This window comes from Mycobacterium marseillense, from assembly GCF_010731675.1.
Taxonomy (GTDB): Bacteria; Actinomycetota; Actinomycetes; order Mycobacteriales; family Mycobacteriaceae; genus Mycobacterium; species Mycobacterium marseillense.
Genome location: NZ_AP022584.1, coordinates 329,527 through 352,519, shown reverse-complemented (window position 1 = coordinate 352,519; position 22,993 = coordinate 329,527). Strand labels below are relative to the sequence as shown.

At 67.5% G+C, this 22,993-nt stretch carries 23 protein-coding genes; 11 read left to right on the top strand and 12 right to left on the bottom strand.

Annotated features, from left to right (window positions below):
* The first annotated feature begins 35 nt into the window (after positions 1–35).
* Complete coding sequence (locus tag G6N26_RS01515) at positions 36–1,148, top strand: ABC transporter substrate-binding protein (RefSeq protein WP_083017708.1); 1,113 nt, start codon at positions 36–38, stop codon at positions 1,146–1,148.
* A 17-nt stretch (positions 1,149–1,165) separates the two neighbouring features.
* Here G6N26_RS01515 and G6N26_RS01510 read toward each other — a convergent pair whose 3' ends face one another.
* From G6N26_RS01510 to G6N26_RS01500, 3 genes are read right to left on the bottom strand one after another with little or no spacing between them, the layout of a single operon-like run.
* Positions 1,166–2,140, bottom strand: a complete 975-nt coding sequence (locus G6N26_RS01510; RefSeq protein WP_083017711.1) for an LLM class flavin-dependent oxidoreductase — start codon at positions 2,138–2,140, stop codon at positions 1,166–1,168.
* Positions 2,141–2,185: 45 nt separating this feature from the next.
* Positions 2,186–3,265 carry an NAD(P)H-dependent amine dehydrogenase family protein gene (locus G6N26_RS01505; RefSeq protein WP_083017712.1) on the bottom strand — a complete coding sequence of 360 codons (1,080 nt, stop codon included), beginning with the start codon at positions 3,263–3,265 and terminating at the stop codon, positions 2,186–2,188.
* Between the two features lie 13 nt (positions 3,266–3,278).
* The gene (locus tag G6N26_RS01500; RefSeq protein WP_067168778.1) at positions 3,279–4,244 is read right to left on the bottom strand and encodes an LLM class flavin-dependent oxidoreductase; all 966 of its coding nucleotides are present in this window, start codon (positions 4,242–4,244) and stop codon (positions 3,279–3,281) included.
* Between the two features lie 261 nt (positions 4,245–4,505).
* Here G6N26_RS01500 and G6N26_RS01495 point away from each other — a divergent pair, with 261 nt between their 5' ends.
* The gene (locus tag G6N26_RS01495; protein ID WP_083017714.1) at positions 4,506–5,600 is read left to right on the top strand and encodes an NAD(P)H-dependent amine dehydrogenase family protein; all 1,095 of its coding nucleotides are present in this window, start codon (positions 4,506–4,508) and stop codon (positions 5,598–5,600) included.
* Positions 5,601–5,666: 66 nt separating this feature from the next.
* Positions 5,667–6,815 (top strand): MalY/PatB family protein, encoded by a 1,149-nt coding sequence (locus tag G6N26_RS01490; RefSeq protein ID WP_276058404.1) that lies wholly within the window; start codon positions 5,667–5,669, stop codon positions 6,813–6,815.
* 10 nt (positions 6,816–6,825) lie between these two features.
* On the opposite strand, the gene G6N26_RS01485 is transcribed toward G6N26_RS01490, so the two are convergent.
* Positions 6,826–7,554, bottom strand: coding sequence for a DUF2652 domain-containing protein (locus G6N26_RS01485; protein WP_083017718.1), 729 nt, complete (start codon positions 7,552–7,554; stop codon positions 6,826–6,828).
* Between the two features lie 111 nt (positions 7,555–7,665).
* Between G6N26_RS01485 and G6N26_RS01480 the strand changes: the two genes are divergently transcribed.
* Positions 7,666–8,571 carry a haloalkane dehalogenase gene (locus G6N26_RS01480; protein ID WP_067168773.1) on the top strand — a complete coding sequence of 302 codons (906 nt, stop codon included), beginning with the start codon at positions 7,666–7,668 and terminating at the stop codon, positions 8,569–8,571.
* A 133-nt stretch (positions 8,572–8,704) separates the two neighbouring features.
* The gene (locus G6N26_RS01475; RefSeq protein WP_083017720.1) at positions 8,705–9,352 is read left to right on the top strand and encodes a TetR/AcrR family transcriptional regulator; all 648 of its coding nucleotides are present in this window, start codon (positions 8,705–8,707) and stop codon (positions 9,350–9,352) included.
* Between the two features lie 25 nt (positions 9,353–9,377).
* On the opposite strand, the gene G6N26_RS01470 is transcribed toward G6N26_RS01475, so the two are convergent.
* Positions 9,378–10,526 (bottom strand): DUF1214 domain-containing protein, encoded by a 1,149-nt coding sequence (locus tag G6N26_RS01470; RefSeq protein WP_067168758.1) that lies wholly within the window; start codon positions 10,524–10,526, stop codon positions 9,378–9,380.
* A gap of 62 nt (positions 10,527–10,588) precedes the next feature.
* Here G6N26_RS01470 and G6N26_RS01465 point away from each other — a divergent pair, with 62 nt between their 5' ends.
* Positions 10,589–11,839 (top strand): sulfotransferase family protein, encoded by a 1,251-nt coding sequence (locus tag G6N26_RS01465; RefSeq protein ID WP_083017722.1) that lies wholly within the window; start codon positions 10,589–10,591, stop codon positions 11,837–11,839.
* A 1-nt stretch (position 11,840) separates the two neighbouring features.
* Here the strand turns inward: G6N26_RS01465 and G6N26_RS01460 are convergent, their stop codons facing one another.
* Together G6N26_RS01460 and G6N26_RS01455 are read right to left on the bottom strand one after the other, a co-directional pair.
* Positions 11,841–12,755: a metal-dependent hydrolase gene (locus G6N26_RS01460; protein WP_083017724.1), complete on the bottom strand. Its 915-nt coding sequence runs from the start codon at positions 12,753–12,755 to the stop codon at positions 11,841–11,843.
* Between the two features lie 108 nt (positions 12,756–12,863).
* Positions 12,864–13,592 (bottom strand): 3'(2'),5'-bisphosphate nucleotidase CysQ, encoded by a 729-nt coding sequence (locus G6N26_RS01455; RefSeq protein ID WP_083017794.1) that lies wholly within the window; start codon positions 13,590–13,592, stop codon positions 12,864–12,866.
* Between the two features lie 149 nt (positions 13,593–13,741).
* On the opposite strand from G6N26_RS01455, the gene G6N26_RS01450 reads away from it, so the two are divergent.
* Complete coding sequence (locus G6N26_RS01450; protein WP_083017796.1) at positions 13,742–14,326, top strand: hypothetical protein; 585 nt, start codon at positions 13,742–13,744, stop codon at positions 14,324–14,326.
* Positions 14,327–14,499: 173 nt separating this feature from the next.
* Here the strand turns inward: G6N26_RS01450 and G6N26_RS01445 are convergent, their stop codons facing one another.
* The gene (locus tag G6N26_RS01445; protein ID WP_067168792.1) at positions 14,500–15,675 is read right to left on the bottom strand and encodes a thiolase family protein; all 1,176 of its coding nucleotides are present in this window, start codon (positions 15,673–15,675) and stop codon (positions 14,500–14,502) included.
* A gap of 152 nt (positions 15,676–15,827) precedes the next feature.
* Here G6N26_RS01445 and G6N26_RS01440 point away from each other — a divergent pair, with 152 nt between their 5' ends.
* From G6N26_RS01440 to G6N26_RS01430, 3 genes are all read left to right on the top strand, one after another.
* Positions 15,828–16,958 (top strand): NDMA-dependent alcohol dehydrogenase, encoded by a 1,131-nt coding sequence (locus G6N26_RS01440; RefSeq protein WP_067168750.1) that lies wholly within the window; start codon positions 15,828–15,830, stop codon positions 16,956–16,958.
* A gap of 29 nt (positions 16,959–16,987) precedes the next feature.
* The gene (locus tag G6N26_RS01435) at positions 16,988–17,380 is read left to right on the top strand and encodes a DoxX family protein (RefSeq protein WP_067168749.1); all 393 of its coding nucleotides are present in this window, start codon (positions 16,988–16,990) and stop codon (positions 17,378–17,380) included.
* Between the two features lie 111 nt (positions 17,381–17,491).
* The gene (locus G6N26_RS01430) at positions 17,492–18,388 is read left to right on the top strand and encodes a DMT family transporter (protein ID WP_083017726.1); all 897 of its coding nucleotides are present in this window, start codon (positions 17,492–17,494) and stop codon (positions 18,386–18,388) included.
* Here G6N26_RS01430 and G6N26_RS01425 read toward each other — a convergent pair.
* Positions 18,371–18,748, bottom strand: a complete 378-nt coding sequence (locus tag G6N26_RS01425; protein ID WP_179960332.1) for a bleomycin resistance protein — start codon at positions 18,746–18,748, stop codon at positions 18,371–18,373. The genes G6N26_RS01430 and G6N26_RS01425 overlap by 18 nt on opposite strands.
* Positions 18,749–18,867: 119 nt before the next feature.
* On the opposite strand from G6N26_RS01425, the gene G6N26_RS01420 reads away from it, so the two are divergent.
* Positions 18,868–19,617, top strand: a complete 750-nt coding sequence (locus G6N26_RS01420) for a sensor domain-containing protein (protein WP_083017729.1) — start codon at positions 18,868–18,870, stop codon at positions 19,615–19,617.
* 28 nt (positions 19,618–19,645) lie between these two features.
* Here G6N26_RS01420 and G6N26_RS01415 read toward each other — a convergent pair whose 3' ends face one another.
* From G6N26_RS01415 to htpG, 3 genes are all read right to left on the bottom strand, one after another.
* A complete protein-coding gene (locus G6N26_RS01415; protein WP_067168744.1) occupies positions 19,646–20,665 on the bottom strand; it encodes a TIGR03617 family F420-dependent LLM class oxidoreductase in 1,020 nt (339 codons plus the stop codon).
* A 42-nt stretch (positions 20,666–20,707) separates the two neighbouring features.
* Complete coding sequence (locus G6N26_RS01410) at positions 20,708–20,923, bottom strand: hypothetical protein (protein ID WP_067168742.1); 216 nt, start codon at positions 20,921–20,923, stop codon at positions 20,708–20,710.
* Between the two features lie 68 nt (positions 20,924–20,991).
* Complete coding sequence (htpG, locus tag G6N26_RS01405) at positions 20,992–22,926, bottom strand: molecular chaperone HtpG (protein ID WP_083017731.1); 1,935 nt, start codon at positions 22,924–22,926, stop codon at positions 20,992–20,994.
* Between the last annotated feature and the right edge of the window lie 67 nt (positions 22,927–22,993).

Genomic DNA, 22,993 nt, shown 5'->3' with positions numbered 1-22,993 from the left:
CACCACAACCCGACGTTCGGCGCCAAGGAGTTCCGATGAGTTACGAAAGCAACGCCGAGCCGGTCAAAATCGGCTACCTGATGGACTTTCGGTTGCCCGAGGGTTTTCCCACGACGTATTTCGAGGACCTGACGCAGCCGTTCGACCTCGTGTTCAAGAGCGGCGTCGAGCAGGGGCTGATCGATCGGCCGATCGAGATCGTCTACCGCGAGGTGGAGGGCCTGCCGAAGGGATCGGTCAAGGCGGTCATCGACGCCTACGGCGAATTGTGCGACGAGGGCTGCCTGGCGATCTTCGGCCCCAACATCGGCGACAACGCGATCCCGACGCGCGAGGCCATCGAGGAGCGCTTCAAGGTTCCCTGCATCAGTGTCACCGGTTCCGACGTCGCGCTCGGCGAATGGTTCTTCGCGTTCCCGATGGGCTCGCACACCGACGAGCCGATCTTCTGGTCCGATCTGCTGGCCAAGGGCGGTCACACCGAGATCGGTGTGCTCGTCGAGCAATCCCTGGTCGGCGAGGCCTATCTGCAGAACCTCCGGGATGCCTGCCGCCGCAAGGACATTCGCATCGTGGCCGAGGCGTCCATCGCCCAGACCGCCGGGGACGTGACGGCCGCCGTACAGGCGCTGCACGACGCGAAGGCGCAGGCGATCGTGCACTGCGGGTTCGGCTTCGGGATCGTGTTCGTCAACCCGGCGCTCGACGCGCTGGGCTGGGATCCGCCCCGATTCTGCGGCACCGCCTTCCAGAACGCGTGGCTCAACCCCATCATGTGGAACGCGTTCATGGGCTGGACCGGCGTCGACCAGTACGACGAGGGCAACATCGTCGGACAGAAATTCCTGGACGAGTACCAGCAGGCCTACGGCCGGCGCCCGGAATGGTGTGTGCCGGTGGTGAATCGAGACGTCGCTTTCACGCTGTTGCGGGCGCTCGCGGACGCGCACCCGCTGAGTCCGCGGGGCGTCAAGGAGGCGCTCGAACGCGTCAAGATGATGCCGGCAGCGTCCGGCGCTCCGGGAACCCGGGTGTCGTTCGGAAACTGGTCGCGGCGCGCCTGGGTGGGTGCGGGTTATCTGGTGGCGCGGCGACTCGACGCCGACGGCGTCAATTCACACCTGGTCGATCGGTTCGGCGAGGAGTAGCCGCCTGGCGGCCAACGTCAGCCCAGCGCCTCGGGCAGCACAACCTCGCCCACCCGCTTGAGATAGGTCCACGCGATGTCCGGGGGCAGCCCGCCGCACAGCGGCGACAGGTTGAGCACCTGACCGGCCTTCACCCGCGAAATCGCCTCGGGGACAGAGATGATCACGTGCGACGTGCCCGTCTCGCGCAGCTCGTCGACGGTGTTCACGTGTGAGAAGCCGGCCGTTGTCTCGTCGCCGGGGTTCCACGCGGCATACGTCTTCACGTCGTGCAGCAGGTGATCGCCGATCTCTTTCCACGCCTGATCGACGTCGTCGGCGACGAACACGACCGAGGGGGTGTTGCGGTCGGGAAACATCGTCGGGCCCGGCGTATGGCCGTGCTCGCGGCATGCCTCCTCGTAGGCCTCCTGGATGCCCGGCGCGTTGGCGTTGCCCAGCATGCCCAGGCCGTACCTGCCGGCCCGGCGGGCCGCCGCCAGCGTTCCCCCACCCCACATCAGTCCCGGACCGCCGGGGGTCAGCGGGCGCGGCGTGACGGTGATCCGCCGCCCGTCTTCGACCACGGTTTCGCCGGCGAGCAGTCGCTGCAGCAGCGCGAGTTTCTCGTCGCAGACGCGGCCGCGCTTCTTGATGGGAACGCCGAAGTGCTCGAACTCCTCGGGCCGGTACCCCAGGGCCAAGATGTAGGACGCCCGGCCGTTGCTGATGATGTCGAGGACCGCCATGTCCTCGGCGAGGCGCACGGTTTCGTAGAACGGCAGGATCAGGATCAGGCTCAGCGCCAGGCGCTGCGTGCGCGCCGCCACCGCCGAGGCCAGCAAAAACGGCGACGGCAGATACCCGTCCTCGGAGCCGTGGTGCTCACACAGCACGGCCGCGAGACCGCCGTGCTCCTCGGCCCAGGCGGCCATTTCGGGCGCCGCGGCGTACAGATCGGTTGGGGCCGCGGCCCATTCGGGATCGCGCATGTCGAAGCGCAGTGTGTACACGGCAGACTCCTAGGTGGCCTAATCTTGGTGATGCACGTTACACCTTCAGTCGAAGGCGTAAAGCGGCAGCGTCATGGGAATGTCCAGCGAGCTCAGCAGGCCCGCGGGTGCGGTGACCACGTACGGGATCGCGTTGACGACCCGCATCGCCGTCGACGCCATGGCGGCGTGCCCCGCGCCGTGGCCTGCGGCCTCCCCCATCGTCATCTCGCAGTGCACGTCGGGATCGCCGTCAATGTCGACCCGGTAGGTGGCGTCGGACGCCGAGGTCGGCCAGTCGGGCGCGACGCCGCGAGCCATCCGGATGACGTGTTCGATGACGATGGCCTCGCGGTCGTTCACCACGCCCGCGGCCCGGGTCCGCACGGCGCCGCAGGTGCCCGCCTTGATGGTGCCGAATGCCACCTCGATGTCACGGTCGGTCAGCTGTCGGTCCAGCGAGCCGCGCACCTCTTGCACCTCGACCCCGAGACCGCTTGCGATCAGGTATATCGGTGCTTTCCAAGCCATTTCGATGAAGCCGGGAGTGGCGAGCATCGGCTGGAAATCCAGCGGATGGCCGAACCCCATCCCGTTCATCATCACGTCAGCCACCGGGTAGTGGTCGTTGAGCGCGACCTCGCTGGCCGTGATGGTCCGGATCCGCTTCGACTGCGTTGTCATCAGCAGCGCGAGCTGATCGGAGGCGAAGCCGGGAAAGATGCCCGACACGTAGAACGAGGCGCCGCCAGCCGTGGCCGCCGCCTCGAGCTGGACGCGCCAGTCCGGGGCGAAATATGACGGCGGGTGCACCAGGCTGGTCGACGACGTCGACACGACGTTGATGCCGGCCGCCAGCAGCCGCACATAGTCGGGCACCGCCGCTCCGTCGCGCTCGGGACCGCTCGCCGCGTACACCACGCAGTCCGGTGCCAGGGCGATCAGGGCCCCGGCATCGTTGGTGGCCGTCACGCCGAGCGGGTCGCCGCCGGCTAGCTCGCCGGCGTCTCGACCGACCTTGTCCACCGAATGTACCCATACCCCAACGAGTTCCAGATCCGGGCGCCGGCGGACGCCGTCGATCGCGACCTTGCCGACGCCGCCGGTGGACCAGACGACGACACGCAGGGGTTCTTGGGTCGACACCGGTGCTCTCCTTTTATCGGGCGGCGGCGCGCGCGGCGCGTTCGAGATAGGGCCAGGCAACGTCGGGGGCGATGCCGCCGCACAGCGGGTGCAGCGGCAGCGGGCGGCCCCCGCGGACGTACTCGGTCGCCTCGTCGGCGGTGAAGACGCGATAGGGGCCGCCCTCCTCGCGCAGGGCGTCCACGCTGTCGGCGCGGGTGATGCTGGCCACCGAGTCGTCATGCGGGCGGTAGGAGGCGGCCATCACCGCGTCGTGCACCAGGTGCGGGCCCAGGGCATCCCACGCCCGGTCCACGTCGTCGGCCACGAAAACCGCTGTGGGAAGGCCGGGGACGGGGAACTGGACGATCCCGGGTTCATGCCCGTGGGCCCGGCACTGCGCCTCGTAGCACTCCTTCAGGGCCGGCGAATCCGTCTGGGACACGAAGCCCAGGCCGAACCTGCCGGCGCGGCGCGCGGCGGCCTCGCTGCCCCCGGCGATGAGCACCATTGGGCCCTGGGGCGAGCCGCACGCCGGGGTGACACGCACCGTGCGACCCCGGTATTCAACGGCCTCGCCGCGGACCAGCGGTCCCAGCACGTCAAGGATTTCGTCCGCCCGCCGCCCGCGGGTGGCCATGTCGGCGCCGAAGTGGTCATACTCCTCGCCGCGGTGCCCGACGCCGAACACGTAGGACACCCGCCCCCGGCTGATCAGGTCCAGCACGGCCATCTCCTCGGCGAGCCGGACCGGGTCCCACAGCGGAACCGGCACCGCCGCCAGCAGGACTGCCAGCGTGCGCGTCCGTGCCGCGATCGCCGACGCCAAGGTCAACGGCGCCGGCAGGTGGCCATCCTCGGCGCCGTGGTGCTCGGACAGCACCACCAACGCGGCGCCGCGCGTCTCGGCCCACGCGCACATGTCGATGGCCGCCGCATACAGATCGGTGGGCGGCGCGCCGAAACCGGGGGCGCGCATGTCGAACCTGAGGGTGAACATCAGCGCCCACCCGCGCCCCGCCGGAAAGTGTCCGCCTCGCGGCGCCAACGTGGTCCCGAATCATCGCCCGGAGGTGGGAAAAACTCGGATTCGGCCCTCACCGCTGCAGACTAACCTAAAATTTGTTCGTTAAGATAGTGCTTGCTTTCTTAAGCCTGAACGCGCGGACCGGCCGCGCGCAGTGCGAACACACGAAAACCGCGGCGTCCCTTGGACTTACACCGCCGCCGGACGGCTGATATGCACGTAAGGAGAAACCAGATGACAACTCATCGCGTGGTGGTGTGGGCGACCGGCGGCATCGGCTCGATCGCCATCCGCGCCCTGTCGCGGCGCCCCAATCTGGAACTGGCCGGCGTCTGGGTGCACTCGGACGACAAGGTCGGCAAGGACGCGGGCGAACTGGCCGGCGGCGAGCCGATCGGCCTAGCGGCCACCAACGACGCCGACGGGCTGATCGCACTGAAGCCCGACTGCGTCATCTACGCGGCCAGCGGCCCGGAGCGCGACGCGCTGGCCATCCCGGACTACGTCAAGCTGCTCGAAGCCGGGATCAACGTCGTCACGACCAGCACCACGCGGCTGGTCAACCCGCACGCCTACGAACCCGCGGAGTGGCGCGACCAACTGGACGCCGCCGCCAAACGGGGCCAGGCGTCGCTGTACGCGTCGGGGATTGAGCCGGGCTTCGCCGCCGACTACCTGCCCCTGGTGCTGTCCACCCAGTCGTCAGTCATCGAAAAGATCCACTCGTTCGAGATCGGCCTCTACGACGACTACGGCGTTCCCGACATCATGAGCGACGCGCTGGGTTTCGGCCGCCCGCTCGACTACCAACCCTGGATCAGCTATCCCGGCGCGATCGCCGGCGAATGGCAGGGCCAGATCCGCTTGATCGCCGACGCCCTGGGGGTCGAAGTCCAGGAGGTCCGCGAGAGTTTCGATCGCGCCGTCACCAACCGGACGCTGGAAGTCGCGATGGGCACCGTCGAGGCCGGAACCTGTGGCGCTCTGCGGATGCAGGCGATCGGGGTGGTCGACGGCCGCGAGGCCATCGTCATCGAGCACGTCACCCGCCTCGCCCACGACGTCGCCCCCGACTGGCCCACCGGGATCGGCGATCTGTCCTATCGCGTCGTGATCACCGGCGACCCCGACCTCGACTGCACCCTGGCGGCCACGCTGCGGGATCCCGGCCGGGCCGGGATCGCCAGCATGACCTCGGGGGCGGGCGCCATGGTCGCCACCGCGATGCGCGTCGTCAACGCCGTGCCGTATGTGGTTGCCGCGGAACCGGGATTGCTCAGCTCGGTCGACCTGCCGTTGACGATTCCGCAGCACGCGTTCGCCACATAATCTGCCCGAGTGACATTTAATCCCTTCGAGGAGCTCACGCTCGATCAATTGCGGCTTCGCACCAGCATGAAATGGCGGGCGCATCCCGCCGACGTCCTGCCGCTGTGGGTCGCCGAGATGGACGTCAACCTGCCGCCGACGGTGGCCGAGGCGCTGCACAGGGCCGTGGCCAACGGCGACACCGGATACCCCTGCGGCACGGCGCTGGCGGAGGCGGTCAGCGGCTTCGCGGCGCGCCACTGGAACTGGGATGACCTGGACGTGGGCCGCACCACGCTCGTTCCCGACGTCATGCTCGGCATCGTCGAGGTCTTGCGTTTGGTCACCGATCGCGGTGACGCCGTCGTCGTCAATCCCCCTGTGTACGCACCGTTTTACGCGTTCGTGGCGCACGACGGCCGCCGGGTGATCGAAGCGCCGCTCGCCGAGGGGCGCATCGATCTGGGCGCGTTGGCGGAGGCCTTTTCCCGAGCCCGCGCCGGCGCCGGCAAGGACGCGAAAGTCGCCTACCTGTTGTGCAATCCGCACAACCCGACCGGCACGGTGCACACCCCCGAGGAGCTGCGCACGGTCGCCGAGCTCGCGCGCGGATACGGCGTCCGGGTGGTGTCCGACGAGATCCACGCGCCCGTCATTCTGCCGGGATCGCGGTTCACCCCCTTCCTGACCGTCCCCGGAGCCGAGAACGCCTTCGCCCTGACGTCGGCGTCCAAGGCCTGGAATCTGTCCGGACTGAAGGCGGCGGTGGCGATCGCCGGGCCGGAGGCATCCGCCGACCTGAGCCGGATGCCGGAGGAGGTCAGTCATGGCGCCAGCCATCTCGGCGTGATCGCGCACGCCGAGGCGTTCCGCAGCGGCGCCGACTGGCTCGACGCGACGCTGGATGGCCTCGACGCGAACCGGAAGCTGCTGGGCGAGTTGGTCGCCGAGCAGCTGCCCAGCGTGAAATACCTATGGCCACAAGGGACTTACCTCGCGTGGCTGGACTGCCGGGCTCTCGGCATCGACGAAGAGGAAAGCGACGGCCTCGCGGTCGTGGCCGACCTGTCCGGACCGGCCCGCTGGTTCCTCGATCACGCCCGGGTGGCGCTCAGCTCCGGCCACGTGTTCGGCACCGGCGGGGCCGGGCACGTCAGGCTGAACTTCGCCACCTCGCGCGCCATTCTCACCGAGGCGGTATCCCGCATGGGCCGCGCTCTCGCCGGGGCCCGATAGCGGCGCAGGGCTACGCGGAGATTTCTTCGGTCCCTCGCCCCAAGTTGCGGAACCCTTCGGCGGGCTCCCGCAGGCCCAGGGTGAACGGCAGGGTGTTGAACTCGAACTTCATCGTCGCGCCGAGCCGGCGCAAGAGACTGCGCCCGGGTTCCACGGCGGGGACCTGCAACGTCGCGAGGTCGATGTAGTGCGTCGACGTTTCGCCGATGCCGTCGAACACGTGCAGCATCGGTGTGCACAGCCCACGCATCGACTCGTCGAGGCATTCCGCGACGGGATCGGTCATGAGTACGTATTCGGCTACCGGCACCATGTTTTTCAGCATTCGGTGCACCAGGATCACATCGAAGCCGGCCAGTTCGACATGGCGTTTCACCCTCTGATCCGCCACCTCGCCCACGTGCACGACGAATTTCAGCGACAGCTTCTCGAGCTGTTCGCAACTCGCGCACTGGCAGGCGATGTCGTTTTTCATCCGCTCCCGTCGCTCCAGGAACGACGTGCGCATCCGTGACAGCCGCTCGCACACCACCACTTTGGCGTTGGTGTCCGGTGCCCAGAAGAACGCGGCGTCGCCCTCGAGCTTGGCCAGTTTCAGCCCCTTGGCAGCGTTGATGACCGACTCCAAAAGGCCCGCGACCGTCAGCTGGGCGTGGGCAAGGTGCGTCCGGTTCCACTGCATGTAATGCGTGTAACCGCCGATGTCGGCTATGAGCAGAACCGCGCGCCGAATTGCCATGAACAAGCCAGTTTAGTGGCCTGCGCGGCCCAGCTCAATGAATCTCCCACTAGACGAATGCGCGTCGGCGAGAGAGGCTAGCAGAGGTGCCGGTTCACCGGAGGAGCTGATATGCATGTGCTGCGAACCCCGGACTCCCGTTTCGAAAACCTGGAGGGCTACCCGTTCGTAGCGCATTATCTCGACGTCACGGCAAGCGACACCCGGCCGCTGCGCATGCACTATCTCGACGAGGGGCCGATCGAAGGGCCGCCGATCGTGCTGCTGCACGGCGAGCCCACGTGGAGCTATCTATACCGCTCCATGATCACGCCCCTGACCGACGCCGGTAACCGGGTGCTGGCGCCCGACCTGATCGGTTTCGGCCGGTCGGACAAGCCCAGCCGGATCGAGGATTACACCTACCAGCGGCACGTGGAATGGGTGATCTCGTGGTTCGAGCACCTCAACCTCTGGGATGTCACGCTGCTCGTGCAGGACTGGGGATCGCTGATCGGGCTGCGCATCGCCGCCGAGCAGCCCGACCGTGTCGGGAGGCTGGTGGTGGCCAACGGTTTCCTGCCGACCGCGCAACGGCGCACCCCGCCCGCCTTCCACGCCTGGCGTGCCTTTGCGCGCTACTCCCCCGTGCTGCCCGCGGGGCGCATCGTGGGGGCCGGGACGGTCCGCCGGGTGTCGTCGAAGGTGCGGGCCGGGTACGACGCCCCCTTCCCCGACAAGACGTATCAAGCCGGGGCCCGGGCGTTCCCCCAGTTGGTCCCCACCTCGCCCGCCGACCCGGCGATCCCGGCCAACAGGAAGGCGTGGGAGGCGCTCGGCCGCTGGGAAAAACCCTTCCTGGCGATCTTCGGCGCCCGCGACCCCATCCTCGGGCAGGCGGACACCCCGCTGATCAAGCACATCCCGGGCGCCGCGGGCCAGCCGCACGCCCGCATCAACGCCAGTCATTTCATTCAGGAGGACCGCGGCCCCGAACTGGCCCGACGTGTCCTGTCGTGGCAACAGGCCCTGCTCTGAGTTCTCTCCAAAGATACTGTGTAGCACAGTATTTCGATAGATCCCTTCGCCCCCGCGCCGACATGATTTGACAATTCCGGAACCGTTGTATGATTGGGTGATTCAGCGGTGAACGGGGTGAGGTCTTCACATCATGGGCAGGAAAGGGTGGGGCGGCGCGCCTCCGGCCGACGACGAGGACGCGCGCAAGCGCATCGTCGACGCGGCCATCCGGAGCATGGAGCGCCGCGGTCCGCATGGCACCAGCCTGTCCACCATCGCCGGTGACCTCGGCGTCACCCGTCCCACGGTCTATCGCTACTTCGCCACCATCGACGAGCTGGTGACCGCGGCCAGCGACGTCGCCCTGGGCGGATGGACCGCCCGGATCGCCGACCTGACGTCGGGCATCGACGACCCGGTGGACCTGCTCGTCGAGGCGGTGGCCTACCTCGTCGAGCGCCTCCCTCAGGAACCGCTGTTGATGACCCTGCTGGAAACGGACCGGACGCGCCTGACGAGCCAGCAGATGGTGATGGGCGAATCGACCGCGCGATCGCGAGTGTTGTTGGAGCACACCGGGATCGACTGGGCGGCCCTGGGTTACCGCGGCAAGGACTTCGACGTCCTGGTCGAGTACCTGCTTCGCCTCATCCAGTCCATGGTGCTGGTTCCCTCACAGCCACCGCGCACCGCGACCGAGCTGCGCGCCGTGCTCCGGCACTGGATCGGGCCTGTGGTGATGACGCCGCCGCGGTCCGCGGCGAGCAGACGCAGAATCGCACGAAGTCGCCGAACTTAGTGCGATTCTGCGTCTGCTCGGCAGGCTAGGTCAGCTGCCGCGGCGCGTCGGCCGCGGCGACGACGGCCGTCTCCGGCTGCTCGGGCAGCTCGTCGGCGTGAAACCAGCGGAACGACAGCAACCCCTCCGGGTGGTCCTTGGTGGAGATGGCATTGGGATGCCCGAGTGCCTCGCGGCTGATCACGATGGTGACGGTGCCGTCGCTGTTGGCGGCCGCCAAGCCGGAATTGATTCCGGCACGGCCATATTCGAGGTCGGTCGCGGCCATGTACTGGTTCCACACCGTCAGGTTCCAGAACCGGCACCGCGGATGACGCGTCGTGATCACCAGCGCCTCGCCAGGCTCCAGCGAGTAGGCGCCCAGGCTGTAGACCGCGTTCTGCATCGAGTAGCCATGCGTCGCGCCGCCGGCGCGATAGGGGGGCGCGAACGTGTTGTGGAACAGATTCTGCCCGTCGGCCAGTTCCGCCGGCTTGCGCTCCTGCAGCACGAGCGGCACGAGGGCGAACATGTCCTGGGCGTAGCGCAGCGCCGACCGCAGCGAGTGCGCCACGGACTCTTCGGTTTTCGCCGGAGCAACGGGCCGGCCACCGTGATCGATGACCTCGATCGCCCAGTCCACCCGCCGGCTGCGCGCGGGATCCTCGTGGTAGTCACGGGTGAGCACCCCGTGCCCGTCATCGCCGAGGTCGATGAACGGGCCGTCGTAGCCGACGGGCCGAGACGCGCCCAGCACGCAGGAGAAGCGGCCGTCGTCGTCGAGCGGCATGTCCTCGTCGTACAGCACGCCGAGGGTGCGGTTGGGCCACGCTCCCGGCTCGGGTTCGTTGTAGACGGCCACCGAGTACATGGCGCTGCCGTTCGGGGTGCCGCTGACGCGGTAGGTGCGGTGCGGGTCGACCACGGCGTAGCTGTAGTACGCGTCCGAGTTGTCCCCACCCCAACGTCGGTCGTGGCGAAACGGCGTCAGCAGATCGAGGAATCGCGGCGCCACCGGGTCGCTGAACAGCGTCACGTCCAACGACAGTCCCAGCATGGTGGCGAGGAACTGATAGCCCTCGGCGACGGCCAACTCGCCGCGGACCGCCTTGGGCCCATCGAGGAACAGGTTCTCGAAATCGGCGAAGGCGGTGAGCAGTTCGCGCCATGCGGCGGAGGCCGGGGAGGTGGTCATCGCAATATGATACAGCGTATCGTCTCTTGTAAAATGTGTAACGCCGACGGTAGGGTCCGAACGTGACCGACGCCATTCACATCACCGACCTGGCCAGGCCGACGTTCACGCCCGAGGCCCAGCTGATCATCGACGGCATGGCCGCGATGGCCGACTACTGCCCGCTGACCACCGAAGCCCTGCACGAACAGGCCTCTGCCCAAACGGGTTTGACCGATTTCGGCGACCAGGACTACCGCGAGCGGATGGCCGTGCTGCTGGAGGCCTTCGGCGAACTGCCACACATGACGGCGTTCGGCCGCACGTACGCGTTCTCGCTGATGCTGACGTTCCTCAAGGGCCGGCTGCGCGTCATCGACCACCTCAAGCGCCACCCCGAGATCTTCGACATCGACATCGCGGCGCCGATGGTCATCGCGGGCCTGCCGCGCACCGGCACCACTCACCTACACAGCCTGCTCGCGGCCGACCCGGCGCTACGGTCCCTGCCCTACTGGGAGGCCCAGGAACCGCTGCCCGCGCCGGGAGAAGAGGGCACCATCGAGCCCCGCCGCCAGCGCACCGGTGACGCCCTCAACATCTCCAACACGCTGATGCCGTACTTCACGCTGATGCACGAGATGACGATCGACCACATCCACGAGGACATCGGGCTGATGGTCCAGGATTTCTCCAGCGGCTTTTTCACCACGCTCACCCACCTGCCCCGCTGGTCGGATTACCTGCGCGACCACGACCAGACTCCCGGCTACCAATTCCTGCGCATGATGCTGCAGGTGCTGCAGCACCAAGACGGCTACGACCGGCGCTGGGTGCTCAAGTCGCCCCAGCACCTCGAGCAGTTCGTCCCGATTCTCAATGTCTTTCCCGACGCGACGTTCATCGTCACGCACCGCGATCCCGTCGATGTGGCGGTCTCGATGGCCACGATGATGACCTACACGATGCGAATGAGCGTCGATGAGGTCGACGTGAAAACGGTGGCGGAGTATTGGATTACGCGGATCGACGAGCTGCTCAGCGCGTGCCTGCGCGATCACGACCGGCTGCCCGCCGACCGCACCATCGACGTGCGCTTCGACGAGTTCATGGCCGACGACCTCGCGATGGTGCAGCGGGTCTGGGCTGTGGCGGGCTACCGCCCGTCGGCGGAGTCGCGGGAGGCCGTGGCGGCGTATCTGGCCGGCCACCAGCGCGGACGACTGGGTAGCGTCGAGTACCACGCCGAAGACTTGGGCCTGGACAAGGACGACCTGCGCCAGCGGTTCGCCCCCTACGTGGAGCGATTCGTCACGCCGGCGACGTCGCCCTGACCTAGCCGGTCGCGGCGGAGGTGTACCAGCGGGTGACGTCGCCGCCGTCGTCCCAGCGCCGGAACCAGCGATCGGCGAAGCGTGGCAAGGGCTCGTGTTCCGGCTTGTGGAACGGGGTTTGGCTCAGGAGCACCCGTCCGGCGGCCACGAGTATCTGCTTGCGGGGCACGGCGGCGAAGGCCGACGGCACGTCGTGGCGGTGGCTGCCCGGGGCAAGTTTGCGTTTGATGTTGTGCGCGGCACCGTAGGCGGGCAGCAACGTTCGCGCGTCGACTCTCCGATCCGCCAGGGGCACATGGGCGTTCACGCCGTCGGCGATCACCGACATGACGCGCAGCAGGTGCCGCACGACCGCGGGCAGGGCCCGGATGCGGTACCAGCTGTCGCCCACCACCGCGTCGTAGATCCGCAGCGCCGAGCTGCGGTGCTCGACCTCTTCGACGAAGTGCCACAAGAACAGCGACGCGACGCGATCATCGCCCGGACGGAACAGCGTCGCCTCGTTGTCGAGCATCAGCTTGAACGACGGCGTGAACGTCGCTTCCAGGTCGGCGATGTATGCCAGGCGGAATTCGAGTGGTTCGGTGTCGGTGAGACCTTCGAAGCACGCCATCGCGTCGTCGAACGTCTCCTGCAGCCCCGGGTAGTGCTTGATGAGGGCGTTCACATGCTTGCGGTGCGAGCTGGAGTGCTGGGCCTCCTGCCGCAGGAAGGCCGTGGCCTCGGCCGCCACCTCGGTGCCGGTCATGCCCGGCTTGGCCTCCTGCACGGCCGCCACGAGCATCTGCTCGAAACCGATCGCGATGATCGACGTCGCGTTCATGAAGAAGGAGAACGCGGGATTCTGCGGGTGCCACACCCACGGAACATCATCCGTGAAATCGAACTTGGGCCGGCGCACTTGGAGATCAGTCACTGATCCATTTCCCGAAAGGAATTATACAGCGTTACAAATGATGTAAGATCTGATTGTCGCCGCCTCATGAGGATGAGTCAAGGCCTCATGCGGCGGCACACACAGCTGTCAGCGAGTAACCGCGAGTACGGCTTCCGCGAGTTCGGGACGGCACACCACGAGATCCGGCAGCTTCGGGTCGGGCTGGTTGTAGGCCAGGGCGGATCCGTCGATGCGGGAGGTGTGCAGCCCGGCGGCGCGGGCCACCGCCACCGGGGCCGCGGAGTCCCATTCGTATTGCCCGCCGGCGTGCACGTACACATCGGACAAGCCCTGGACGATCGAGGCCACCTTGGCGCCGGCCGAACCCATTTCCACCAGCACACCGTCTAAGGCGTCCCGGACGTTCAGCGCGATGGCGGGCGGGCGGGTGCGCGAGACCACGATGCGCGGCTTGCCCGGCGCCGCGGGCGGCGAGGCGATGTCGGGAGTGGCAAACGTGATGCCCTGCGCCGGCAGGGCGACGGCGCCGGCGACCAGCTCGCCGGCCTCCCACAGGGCGACGTGCACCGCCCAGTCGTCACGTCCGAGCTCGGAGAATTCCCGCGTCCCGTCCAGCGGGTCGACGATCCAGACCCGCTCGGAGCTCAACCGCACCGGGTTGTCGGCGCCCTCCTCGGACAGCACCGCGTCACCGGGGCGCTCCGCGGTGAGCGCCGCCATCAGAAAGTCGTGGGATCGCTTGTCCCCCGCCGCTTTCCGTTCGCTCGCTTCCGCGTCGGCGAAGTCTTGCCGGACCCCGAGCAACAGCTGACCGGCGTCGGTGGCCAGCCGCGCGGCCAGATCATGGTCATTCATCGGCGTCTCCACGGAATCCTTAATAAGTTGGCAGTGATGACCAACTTTACCCTGAGAAGCTGCGGCGGGGCACCACCCCCCCCGACGAGAAATTCGTCCGTAATCTGGTGGACGTGAGCGGCAAGGCCAACGTCGGATCATCGAGGCGGTTGCGGCACAGCTCGCGGGGGCGCTGGATCGCGATCGGCATCGTGGCGGTCGTCCTGGTCGGGGCAGTGGCCTTCGTGGGGGTGCGGCTAACCGGAGACAATCACAGCGCGACGGGTCCGACGAGCCCACCGCCGGCGGCGCCGGAGAGCTTCGCCATCCCGGGCTGCTACAACCCATCCGTCCCGCCGGTCGCGCGTCCCAAGAAACTCAACGTTCTCGGGTGCGCCAGCGTAGCCGTTGCGCTGCAGGACATGTCGTGGAACTCCTGGGGGCCGCAGGGCGCCGACGGGACCGGCACCGCCGTGTTCAAGCTCTGCGACCCGAACTGCGCGACCGGAACTCAGCTGACCGAGCCGGTCGTCGTGCACGCATGGAATCCGCAGCCGCCGCGGCGCGAAGCCATCTGCCAGGTCGGGCTGGAGATCTTCGCCGACATGATCCTGGCGTTCCCCAAAGACGTTCCACCACCGACCGTTCAGCCGATGAACACCCAGTACGACGGAAAACCGGCGGTGCACTTCGCCAACTACGCCAGCGGCGACACGCGCGGCACCCAGTTCATCGGCTACACGTTCTGTAACTGACGCCGCTAGACCTGATGGCGGCGACCCGCTTCGCCCAGCTTCGCTGCCCTCGCGATCGCCGCTAGACCTGATGGCGGCGACCCGCTTCGCCCAGCTTCGCTGCCCTCGCGATCGCCGCTAGACCTGATGGCGGCGACCCGCTTCGCCCAGCTTCGCTGCCCTCGCGATCGCCGCTAGACCTCGATGACCACAGCGCCGCCCTGGCCGCCGCCGGCACACATCGCCGCGACGCCGATGCCGCCGCCGCGACGGGCCAGCTCGTAGGCCAGCGTGGTCACCATGCGCGCCCCGGAGGCCGCGATGGGGTGGCCGAGGCTGCAGCCGCTGCCGGAGAAGTTCACCTTCTCCTCGTCGAGGCCGTATTCGCGGCACGCCGCGATCGGCACGGACGCGAACGCCTCGTTGATCTCCCACAGCGCCACGTCGCCGGGGGACAACCCGGCGCGCTGCAGCGCCTTGCCGATGACCTTGACCGCACCCAGACCGCAGTCCCGCGGCGGCACGCCCGCGGCGGCCCACGCCCTGACCGTGCCCATCACGTTGAGCTTTTCGGCGTCGGCGTACTCGCGGTCCACCAGCGCGACCGCGGCCGCGGCGTCGTTGGTGCCGCTGCTGTTGCCCGCCGTGATCGAGAAGCCCTCGATCTCGGGGTGCAACACCTTGAGCCCGGCGAGCTTTTCGACGGTGGTGTCGCGGCGGGGGTGCTCGTCGACGGCGAACTCGATGACCGAGCCGTCCGCCTGGGAGATCTTCAGCGGCAGGATCTCGTCGACGAACTTGCCCGCATCCTGGGCCGCGACGGCGCGCTGGTGCGAGCGGGCAGCCCAGGCGTCCATTTCCTCGCGCGTGATGCCCACCGTCTGTGCGGTGTTCCAGCCGACGGTGATCGACATGTCCTTCGCCGGCGCGTCGGGCGTCTCGACGTGCGTGGGTGGCATCCAGCGCTCCTCGAACTTCAGCTCGGGCCCGGGGATCCGCCAGTTGGTCAGCGGCGTCATCGACAGCGACTGCACGCCGCCGGCGATCAGCACCCGCTCCATGCCGGAGCCGATCTGCGCCGCCGCGTTGCCGATCGCGGTGAGGCTGCCCGCGCAGTGCCGGTTGACCGATTGGCCGGGGACGTGCTCGAGGCCCGTCGCCGTGGCCGCATAGCGCGCCAGATCGCCACCGCCGTAATGAGATTCGGCGAAGATGATGTCGTCGATGGCGGCCGGGTCGACACCGGAGCGGCGCACCACCTCGGGAAGCACCGCGGTGATCAGCGTCTCGGGCGGCGTGTTGACGAGCGTTCCCTTGAAGGAACGGCCGATCGCCGTTCGAACGGCTCCGACGATTACGGGTGTACCCATGTTCTGCACCTCGAGCGGTCTGGCGGCGTTCAGTCGCGGCGAATCGTTTCAAATACTGTATAGACAATAGTATTGGTCTAAGTTCGGTGGGGGCCGGTCTGTGACCGCGCTAACAATTAAGCGGTTAGTACACGTTTCAGGAGGCCTCCCCGTTGAAAACCAAAGGCGCCCTGGTCTGGGACCTCAACGAACCCTGGGTGATCGACGAGATCGAGATCGGCGAACCCCGCCACGGCGAGGTGACGGTGCAGTTGGAGACGGCTGGCCTGTGCCACTCCGACCACCACCTGCTGACCGGTGACTTTCCCATCCCCAGCTTCCCGGTGCTGGGCGGCCACGAGGGCGCCGGCATCATCACCGAGGTCGGCGATGGTGTCGAGCACCTGGCCGTCGGCGATCACGTGGTCATGTCGTTCATCCCGTCCTGCGGCAAGTGCACGCCGTGCCAGACAGGGCTGCGCAACCTGTGCGACCTGGGCATGGGCCTGCTGTCGGGCCAATCGGTCTCCGACGGATCGTTTCGCGTCACCGCGCGGGGCCGCGACGTCATCCCGATGTCACTGCTGGGCACGTTCGCGCCCTATGTGGTGGTGCACCAGACCTCGGTGGTCAAGATCGACCCCGCGATCCCGTTCGACGTGGCCTGCCTGGTGGGCTGCGGGGTGACCACCGGCTACGGCTCGGCGGTACGCAGCGCGGCGGTCGCGCCGGGCGAGGATGTCGCCGTCATCGGCATCGGCGGCGTCGGCGTCGCCGCGCTGCAGGGCGCCCGCATCGCCGGGGCCCGACGCATCTTCGCCGTCGACCCCTACGAATGGAAGCGCGAGCAGGCGCTCAAGTTCGGCGCCACAGCTTCTTTCGCCGACGTGGGCAGCGCCGCGGCCGGCATCGCCGAGGCGACCCGAGGCATGATGTGCCACAAGGTGATCGTCACCGTGGGCCACGTGGAAGGCAAAGACGTCGAGTCGTGGATGGGGCTGACGGCCAAGGGCGGGGTGTGCTGCCTCACCGGCATGGCCAGCGTGCAGGCCAACGAGGTCACCCTCAACCTTGCGGGACTCTCGCTGCTGCAGAAGAGCTTGCAGGGCAGCATTTTTGGTGGCGGCAATCCCCAGTACGACATTCCGGCGATCCTCGAGATGTACACGCTGGGACAGCTCAACCTCGACGACATGGTCACGCGCGAGTACACCCTCGAGCAGATCAACGACGGCTACCGCGACATGCTCGAGGGGCGCAACATTCGCGGCGTCATCCGTTTCACCGACGCCGACCGCGCGTAACCGATGGCGGCAATGGGCACAATGTCTTCATGACAATCAGACCCGTCGCCGGCCGTGACGCCACCCAGCAACTCGCCTACCGTGTCGCGGCGATGCTGCTCGGCATCGGCACCCTGCACTTCGTGGCGCCCAAGCCGTTCGACTCGATCATTCCCGTCGAGCTGCCCGGCAGCCCGCGGTTCTACACCTACGGATCGGGAGTGGCCGAGCTGACGATCGGGGCGCTGCTGGTGCCGCGGCGCACCCGGCGAGCCGCGGCGCTGGCCGCCGTCGCCCTGTTCGTCGGGGTCTTCCCGGGCAACGTCAACATGGTCCGGCTGTGGTGGGACAAGCCGTGGGCGATGCGGGTCTTCGCCCTGGCCCGGCTGCCGCTGCAGATTCCCATGATCACCACCGCGCTCAAGATCCGGCGCGCGAGCTGACCGCCTGTCGCCCGGCAGAGGGACGCGTGGTGCGCCTGTGACCGGTGCGCCACGAAGCCACTGCCGCAAAGCCGTTGCGGCGCAAGCGGTTGACGGTCGAGGGAAGGACCAGTGGGCACGACAGGCATAGCAGTGGCGCTCGCGGTGGCGGCCGCCTTGATGGTCGGCGTCGGGGATGCCGTCCAGCAGCGATCCGCTCAGCGGGTCACCGACCAACCGGTCGGCACCGTCGCGCTGTTTCGCCGGCTCCTGCGCGATCGCCGATGGTGGGCGGGCAGCCTCGTGGCCGCGGCCGGCTTCGGGTTTCAGGCCGCGGCGCTGGGCGTGGGTTCGGTGGTGCTGGTCCAAGCGCTGTTGGTGACCTCGCTGCTGTTCGCGTTGGTCATCAGCGCGAGGGCGAATCACCGCAGAGTCACACGGCGGCAAGGGTTTTGGGCCATGCTGCTGGTGGCGGCGGTCGCGGTGATCCTCACGGTCGGCGACCCTCAGGCCGGCATGCCACGCGGGTCGGTGCAGACCTGGACCATCGTGGCGCTGGTCATGGGCCCGGTCCTGATCCTGTGTGTGATCGGCGCGCGAATGTTCCCGGGACGGGTCGCCGCGCTGTTGCTGGGCCTGTTGTCCGGTTCGCTGTGGGGGCTGTTTTCGGTCGTGACCAAGGGCGTCGTCGACCAACTCGACCGCGGCATCCCGGCGTTGTTACGCACACCCGAGTTGTACGTGTGGATCGTGCTGGCGATCGCGGCCACCGCCTGGGAGCAATCGGCGTTTCGGGCCGGCCCACTCACCGCGTCGCTTCCAGCGGTGACCGTCGCCGAGCCGGTCGTCGGATCGACGCTCGGTGTCACCGTGTTGGGCGAGACGCTGCACACCAACGGCGTCGGCCTGGTGGCTTTGGGCGTTTCGGTCGCCGTGATGGTGGCGGCGACGATAGCGCTGGCGCACAGCCAGGCCTCTTCCGCCCCCTCGGATGACGAAAAGCCCAGTCTCTCAAGGGAACCCGCCTGACCAGGCTAGCGGTGATCCGACACGGTGCGCGGTGCCGTCGGGATCGACGTAGGCGAACTCCCGCAATCCGTAGGCGGTGTCCTGCGGCGCGATCAAGCGCCCCTCGAGATCGTCCACCGCGGACCACTCGGCGTAGAGCGCGTCGGCGTCGCTGACGTAGAAGTACACACTCGCGGCGGTGCGCAGCGGGTCGTGTTCGTCCCACTCGGTGAGGTGCAGCGACACCGACCCGCGGTCGGCGAAGCCGTAGCGGTCCGGGCCGTCGTAGGCGCGGGCGTCGAACCCGAGCCGGCGGTAGCGGTCCAGGGCGGCATCGAGATTGCGAACGGGAATGATCGGCGCGACGGACGCGAAGTTCACTGGTGACACCCCGCGAACATAGCGCTTCGTGCCGAACCGGCTCGCGGCGCACGGTGCTGTCGTATGCTCCACCGCAAACGACCTCTCAGGAGTCGGCTCAAGCAGGAAGGGCACCCACCATGCGCCAGCTAACTGCCGCCGTCGCCGTCGCTGCTGCCGGGATGCTCGTGGCCGGGTGCGGCGACAGCAACGCGGGCGATACCGCCGCGTCGTCGAGCACCACCACCGCGGCCTCGCCGCAGACGCCCCTCGAGAAGGCCGCGCTGCCCAACCTGATGCTCAGCCCCGACGAGATCGACAGCATGCTGGGCACCCGGGGAACGACGAGCGATCCGCCGTTCACCAACCTCGGTGAAGACCCGGTGCACCGCACCGACTACACATTCCCGCCCGAATGCAGGTACACGATCCATGCGGGACTGGCGTCCGAATACGTCGACAGCGGAAGCACCGGCGTGTACGGCTACCACGACATTGCGCCGACGCCCCCCGGCGCCAACCAATTGGAAAGCCCTGACGTCTACCAATTTGTCGTGTCGTTCCCCTCCCCCGAGCAGGCGAGCGCGTTCTTCACCACCGCGTCGCAGCGCTGGCCCGCCTGCGCCAATCGCCAGGACACCGTCCCGGCCGACGGCACCCACCCCGAACTGCAGTGGAAGGTGGGATCGGTGTCCAACGCCAACGGGGTGCTGAGCACTTCGGTGACCGTGACGATCAACGCGGACGGCACGAACGTCACGGTGCCCTGCCAGCGGGTCCTGACCGCCCGCCGCAACGTCGTCATCGACGTCGACGCGTGCCGCAAGGATGTCGGGGACCTCGGCGTCAACATCACCAACCAGATCGGCGCGAAGGTCGACAAACAGTAACGGATCCCAATAGCCTTCTGCCGTAAACCTATTGGCGTTCCCGTATCCGGCGGGCCACCTCGCCGTAGCGCTCGAAGCGGTCCTGGTCGGCGACGGAGTTGTACATCACCAAACGCGTTGCCATCCCGGCGTATTTGCCCGTCAGCGCGTCGGCCAGCCCGTCCCAGCTCGACTCGGTGGCGAAGACGGCGATGTGCTCATCGGTGACCTGGGCCGCCATGCCGGCGAAGTCGCCGGCCTTCTGCTTCTCCCGGATCCGGGCGGTCGTGCCCTCGAAACCGGCCTCGTCCCAAATGAATGCGTAGTTGGGCGTGCTTCCGTAGAACGCCATGCTGGCGCGCACCACTTCGCGTTGCTTGTCGCGCTCTTCGTCGCTGTCACCGACGATCGTCATGACGGGCACAATGATCGCGAGGTCCGACACCGATCGCCCGGCCTTGGCCGCCCCTTCGGCGACCGTCGGCAGCACGTGACGGGCCAGGTATCCCGGTTCGCCGATCGGGTGGACGTGCACCCCGTCGGCCACCTCGCCGGCCATCCGCAGCATCCACGGATTCACCGCCGCGATATCGACTTTCGGGTCGGGGGCACCGATGGCCCCGGGGCTCCACTGCGGGGTGATGAAGTCGAGATCGTAGAAGTCGCCGTGGTGATCGAGCGTCCCGGAGCGAAACGCCGCGAAACACGCCTTCACGGCGAGCAGGTAGTCGCGCAGGCGCGGGCCGGGCCGCTCGAAGGCCGTGCCGTAGCGGCGCACCACGTGGGTGCGCACCTGGGTTCCCAACCCCAGCCGAAACTTTCCCTCGGTCGCCTCCTGCAATTCCCACGCGGCGGCGGCGGTGACGAAGGGGCTGCGCGGGAAGGCCACCGCGACGCCCGTGGACAGTTCGAGGTCGGGCGCGGACTGCGAGGCGACGGCGGCGTTCAGGTAGGCGGTGCGGCCCGTCTCGGTGAACAACAGACCGGAGAAGCCGGCGGACTGGGTTCGTCGGGCAAGCTCGCCGATTTGACCGAGCGGCTGGGGAGTCGTCATCGCGTCGACCTGCATGGTGGGAGCCTACGTGGACGACCACGCGCGTCGATCGTCGATTCAGCGCTTCGTCGGCCGGCGGCTCACCGGGGCGGTAAAGCCTTCGGTGTCATCGAAGAAGGCCCACTGCCCGTCGTCGTTGACCTCCATGCGCCAGCCCAGCTCGGTGTTGCCGCCGACAGAGTGGACGAACCATGCGTGGGCGCCCTCCGCGTTAACGAAATTCTTCGTCGCGACGACCCGCCCGTGCGGGTCGATCACGCGAAACTCAGCCATGCGACCTAAGTATCCCCGCCGGGGGCTTTTCAATCCCTAAAACTGCTCAATTGCCGGCGAGGACCCGCCTACACCGTCCGGGCCAACCGATCGGCCAGCATCTCGGCAAACCGTGCCGGGTCGTCGAGTGCGCCGCCTTCGGCGAGAAGCGCTGTGCCGTAGAGCAATTCGGCGGTCTCGGCGATGGACGGGTCGTCACTGCGGTCCCGGTGTGCCTGACGCAAGCCGGTGACCAGCGGGTGGTTCGGATTGAGCTCGAGGATCCGCTTGCCCACCGGAATGTCCTGCCCCGAGGCGCGGTAGAGGCGCGCAAGCGCGGGCGTGATCCCGAAGGCGTCGGTGATCAGGCAGGCCGGCGAGTCGGTCAGCCGGGTGGAGAGCCGAACTTCCTTGACGTGATCGGCCAGGGTGTCCTTCAGCCAGGTGAGCAGGTCGGCGAATTCCTTCTGCTGCTCTTCGCGCTCGGCCTCGCTCTCGTCGCCCTCGGCGCTGAGGTCCACCTCGCCCTTGGCGATCGACTGCAGCGGCTTGCCGTCGAATTCGGTCACCGTGCCCACCCAGACCTCGTCGACGGGGTCGGTGAGCAGCAGCACCTCGTAGCCCTTGGCCTTGAACGCCTCGAGATGCGGCGACTTGAGGATCTGCTGACGCGTCTCCCCCGTGGCGTAGAAGATCTGCGTCTGGCCGTCCTTCATGCGCTCCACGTACTGGGCGAGCGTGGTGGCTTCCTCCTCGCTGTGCGTCGAGGCGAACGAGGAGATCTGCAGCAACGTCTCCTGGTTGTCGAAGTCCGACAGCAGGCCTTCCTTGACGACCCGGCCGAATTGGGTCCAGAAGGTCCGATAGTCGTCGGGGCGCTCGGACTGCAGATCCTTGATGGTGGACAGGACCTTCTTGGTCAAGCGCCGGCGGATGGCGTTGATCTGGCGGTCCTGTTGCAGGATCTCGCGCGAGACATTGAGCGACATGTCCTGCGCGTCAACCACACCCTTGACGAAACGCAGGTATTCGGGCATGAGCTGGTCGCAGTCGCCCATGATGAACACGCGCTTGACGTAGAGCTGGATGCCGATCTGGGCGTCGCGGTTGAACAGATCGAACGGCGCGTGCGACGGAATGAACAGCAGCGCCTGGTATTCGAAGGTGCCCTCGGCCTTCATCGCGATGACTTCGAGCGGGTCGTCCCACGCGTGCGCGATGTGCTTGTAGAACTCCTTGTACTCCTCCTCGGAGACCTCGTCTTTGGGCCTGGCCCACAGCGCCTTCATCGAGTTGAGGGTCTCGGTCTCGATGGTGACGGTCTCCTCGCCGCCTTCCTCGGCAGCCGGTTCCCGGCGCTCGACCTGCATACGAATGGGCCAGGCGATGAAGTCGGAGTACTTCTTGACCAGACCCCGGAGCTTGAACTCCGAGGTGTAGTCGTGCAGCTCGTCCTCGGCGTCTTCGGGCTTGAGGTGCAGGATGACCGACGTCCCCTGCGGCGCACCGTCGATCGATTCGATCGTGTAGGTGCCCTCGCCGCTGGATTCCCATTTGGTGGCGTCGCTCTCGCCGGCCTTGCGGGTGAGTAGTTCGACCTTGTCGGCCACCATGAAGCTCGAATAGAAGCCGATGCCGAACTGGCCGATGAGTTCCTCGGAGGCGGCCTCGTTCTTGGCGTTCTTGGCCTCGCGGAGTTGCTGGCGCAGCTCGGCGGTGCCCGACTTGGCCAGCGTCCCGATCAGGTCGACCACTTCGGCGCGGGTCATGCCGATGCCGTTGTCGCGGATGGTCAGGGTGCGCGCCTGGTGGTCGACGTCGATCTCGATGTGCAGGTCGGAGGTGTCGGCGTCGAGATCCTTGTTGCGGAACGCTTCGAGCCGAAGCTTGTCCAACGCGTCGGAGGCGTTGGAGATCAGCTCCCGCAGGAACGAGTCCTTGTTGGAGTAGACCGAGTGGACCATCAGATCCAGCAGTTGGCGAGCCTCTGCCTGAAACTCCAACTGCTCGACGTGCGCGTTCATGACATTCCCTTCGACAACATGACGTTTCAAATTTACCGAGCCGCCGGGCGTTGGTGTTCGGTGGACC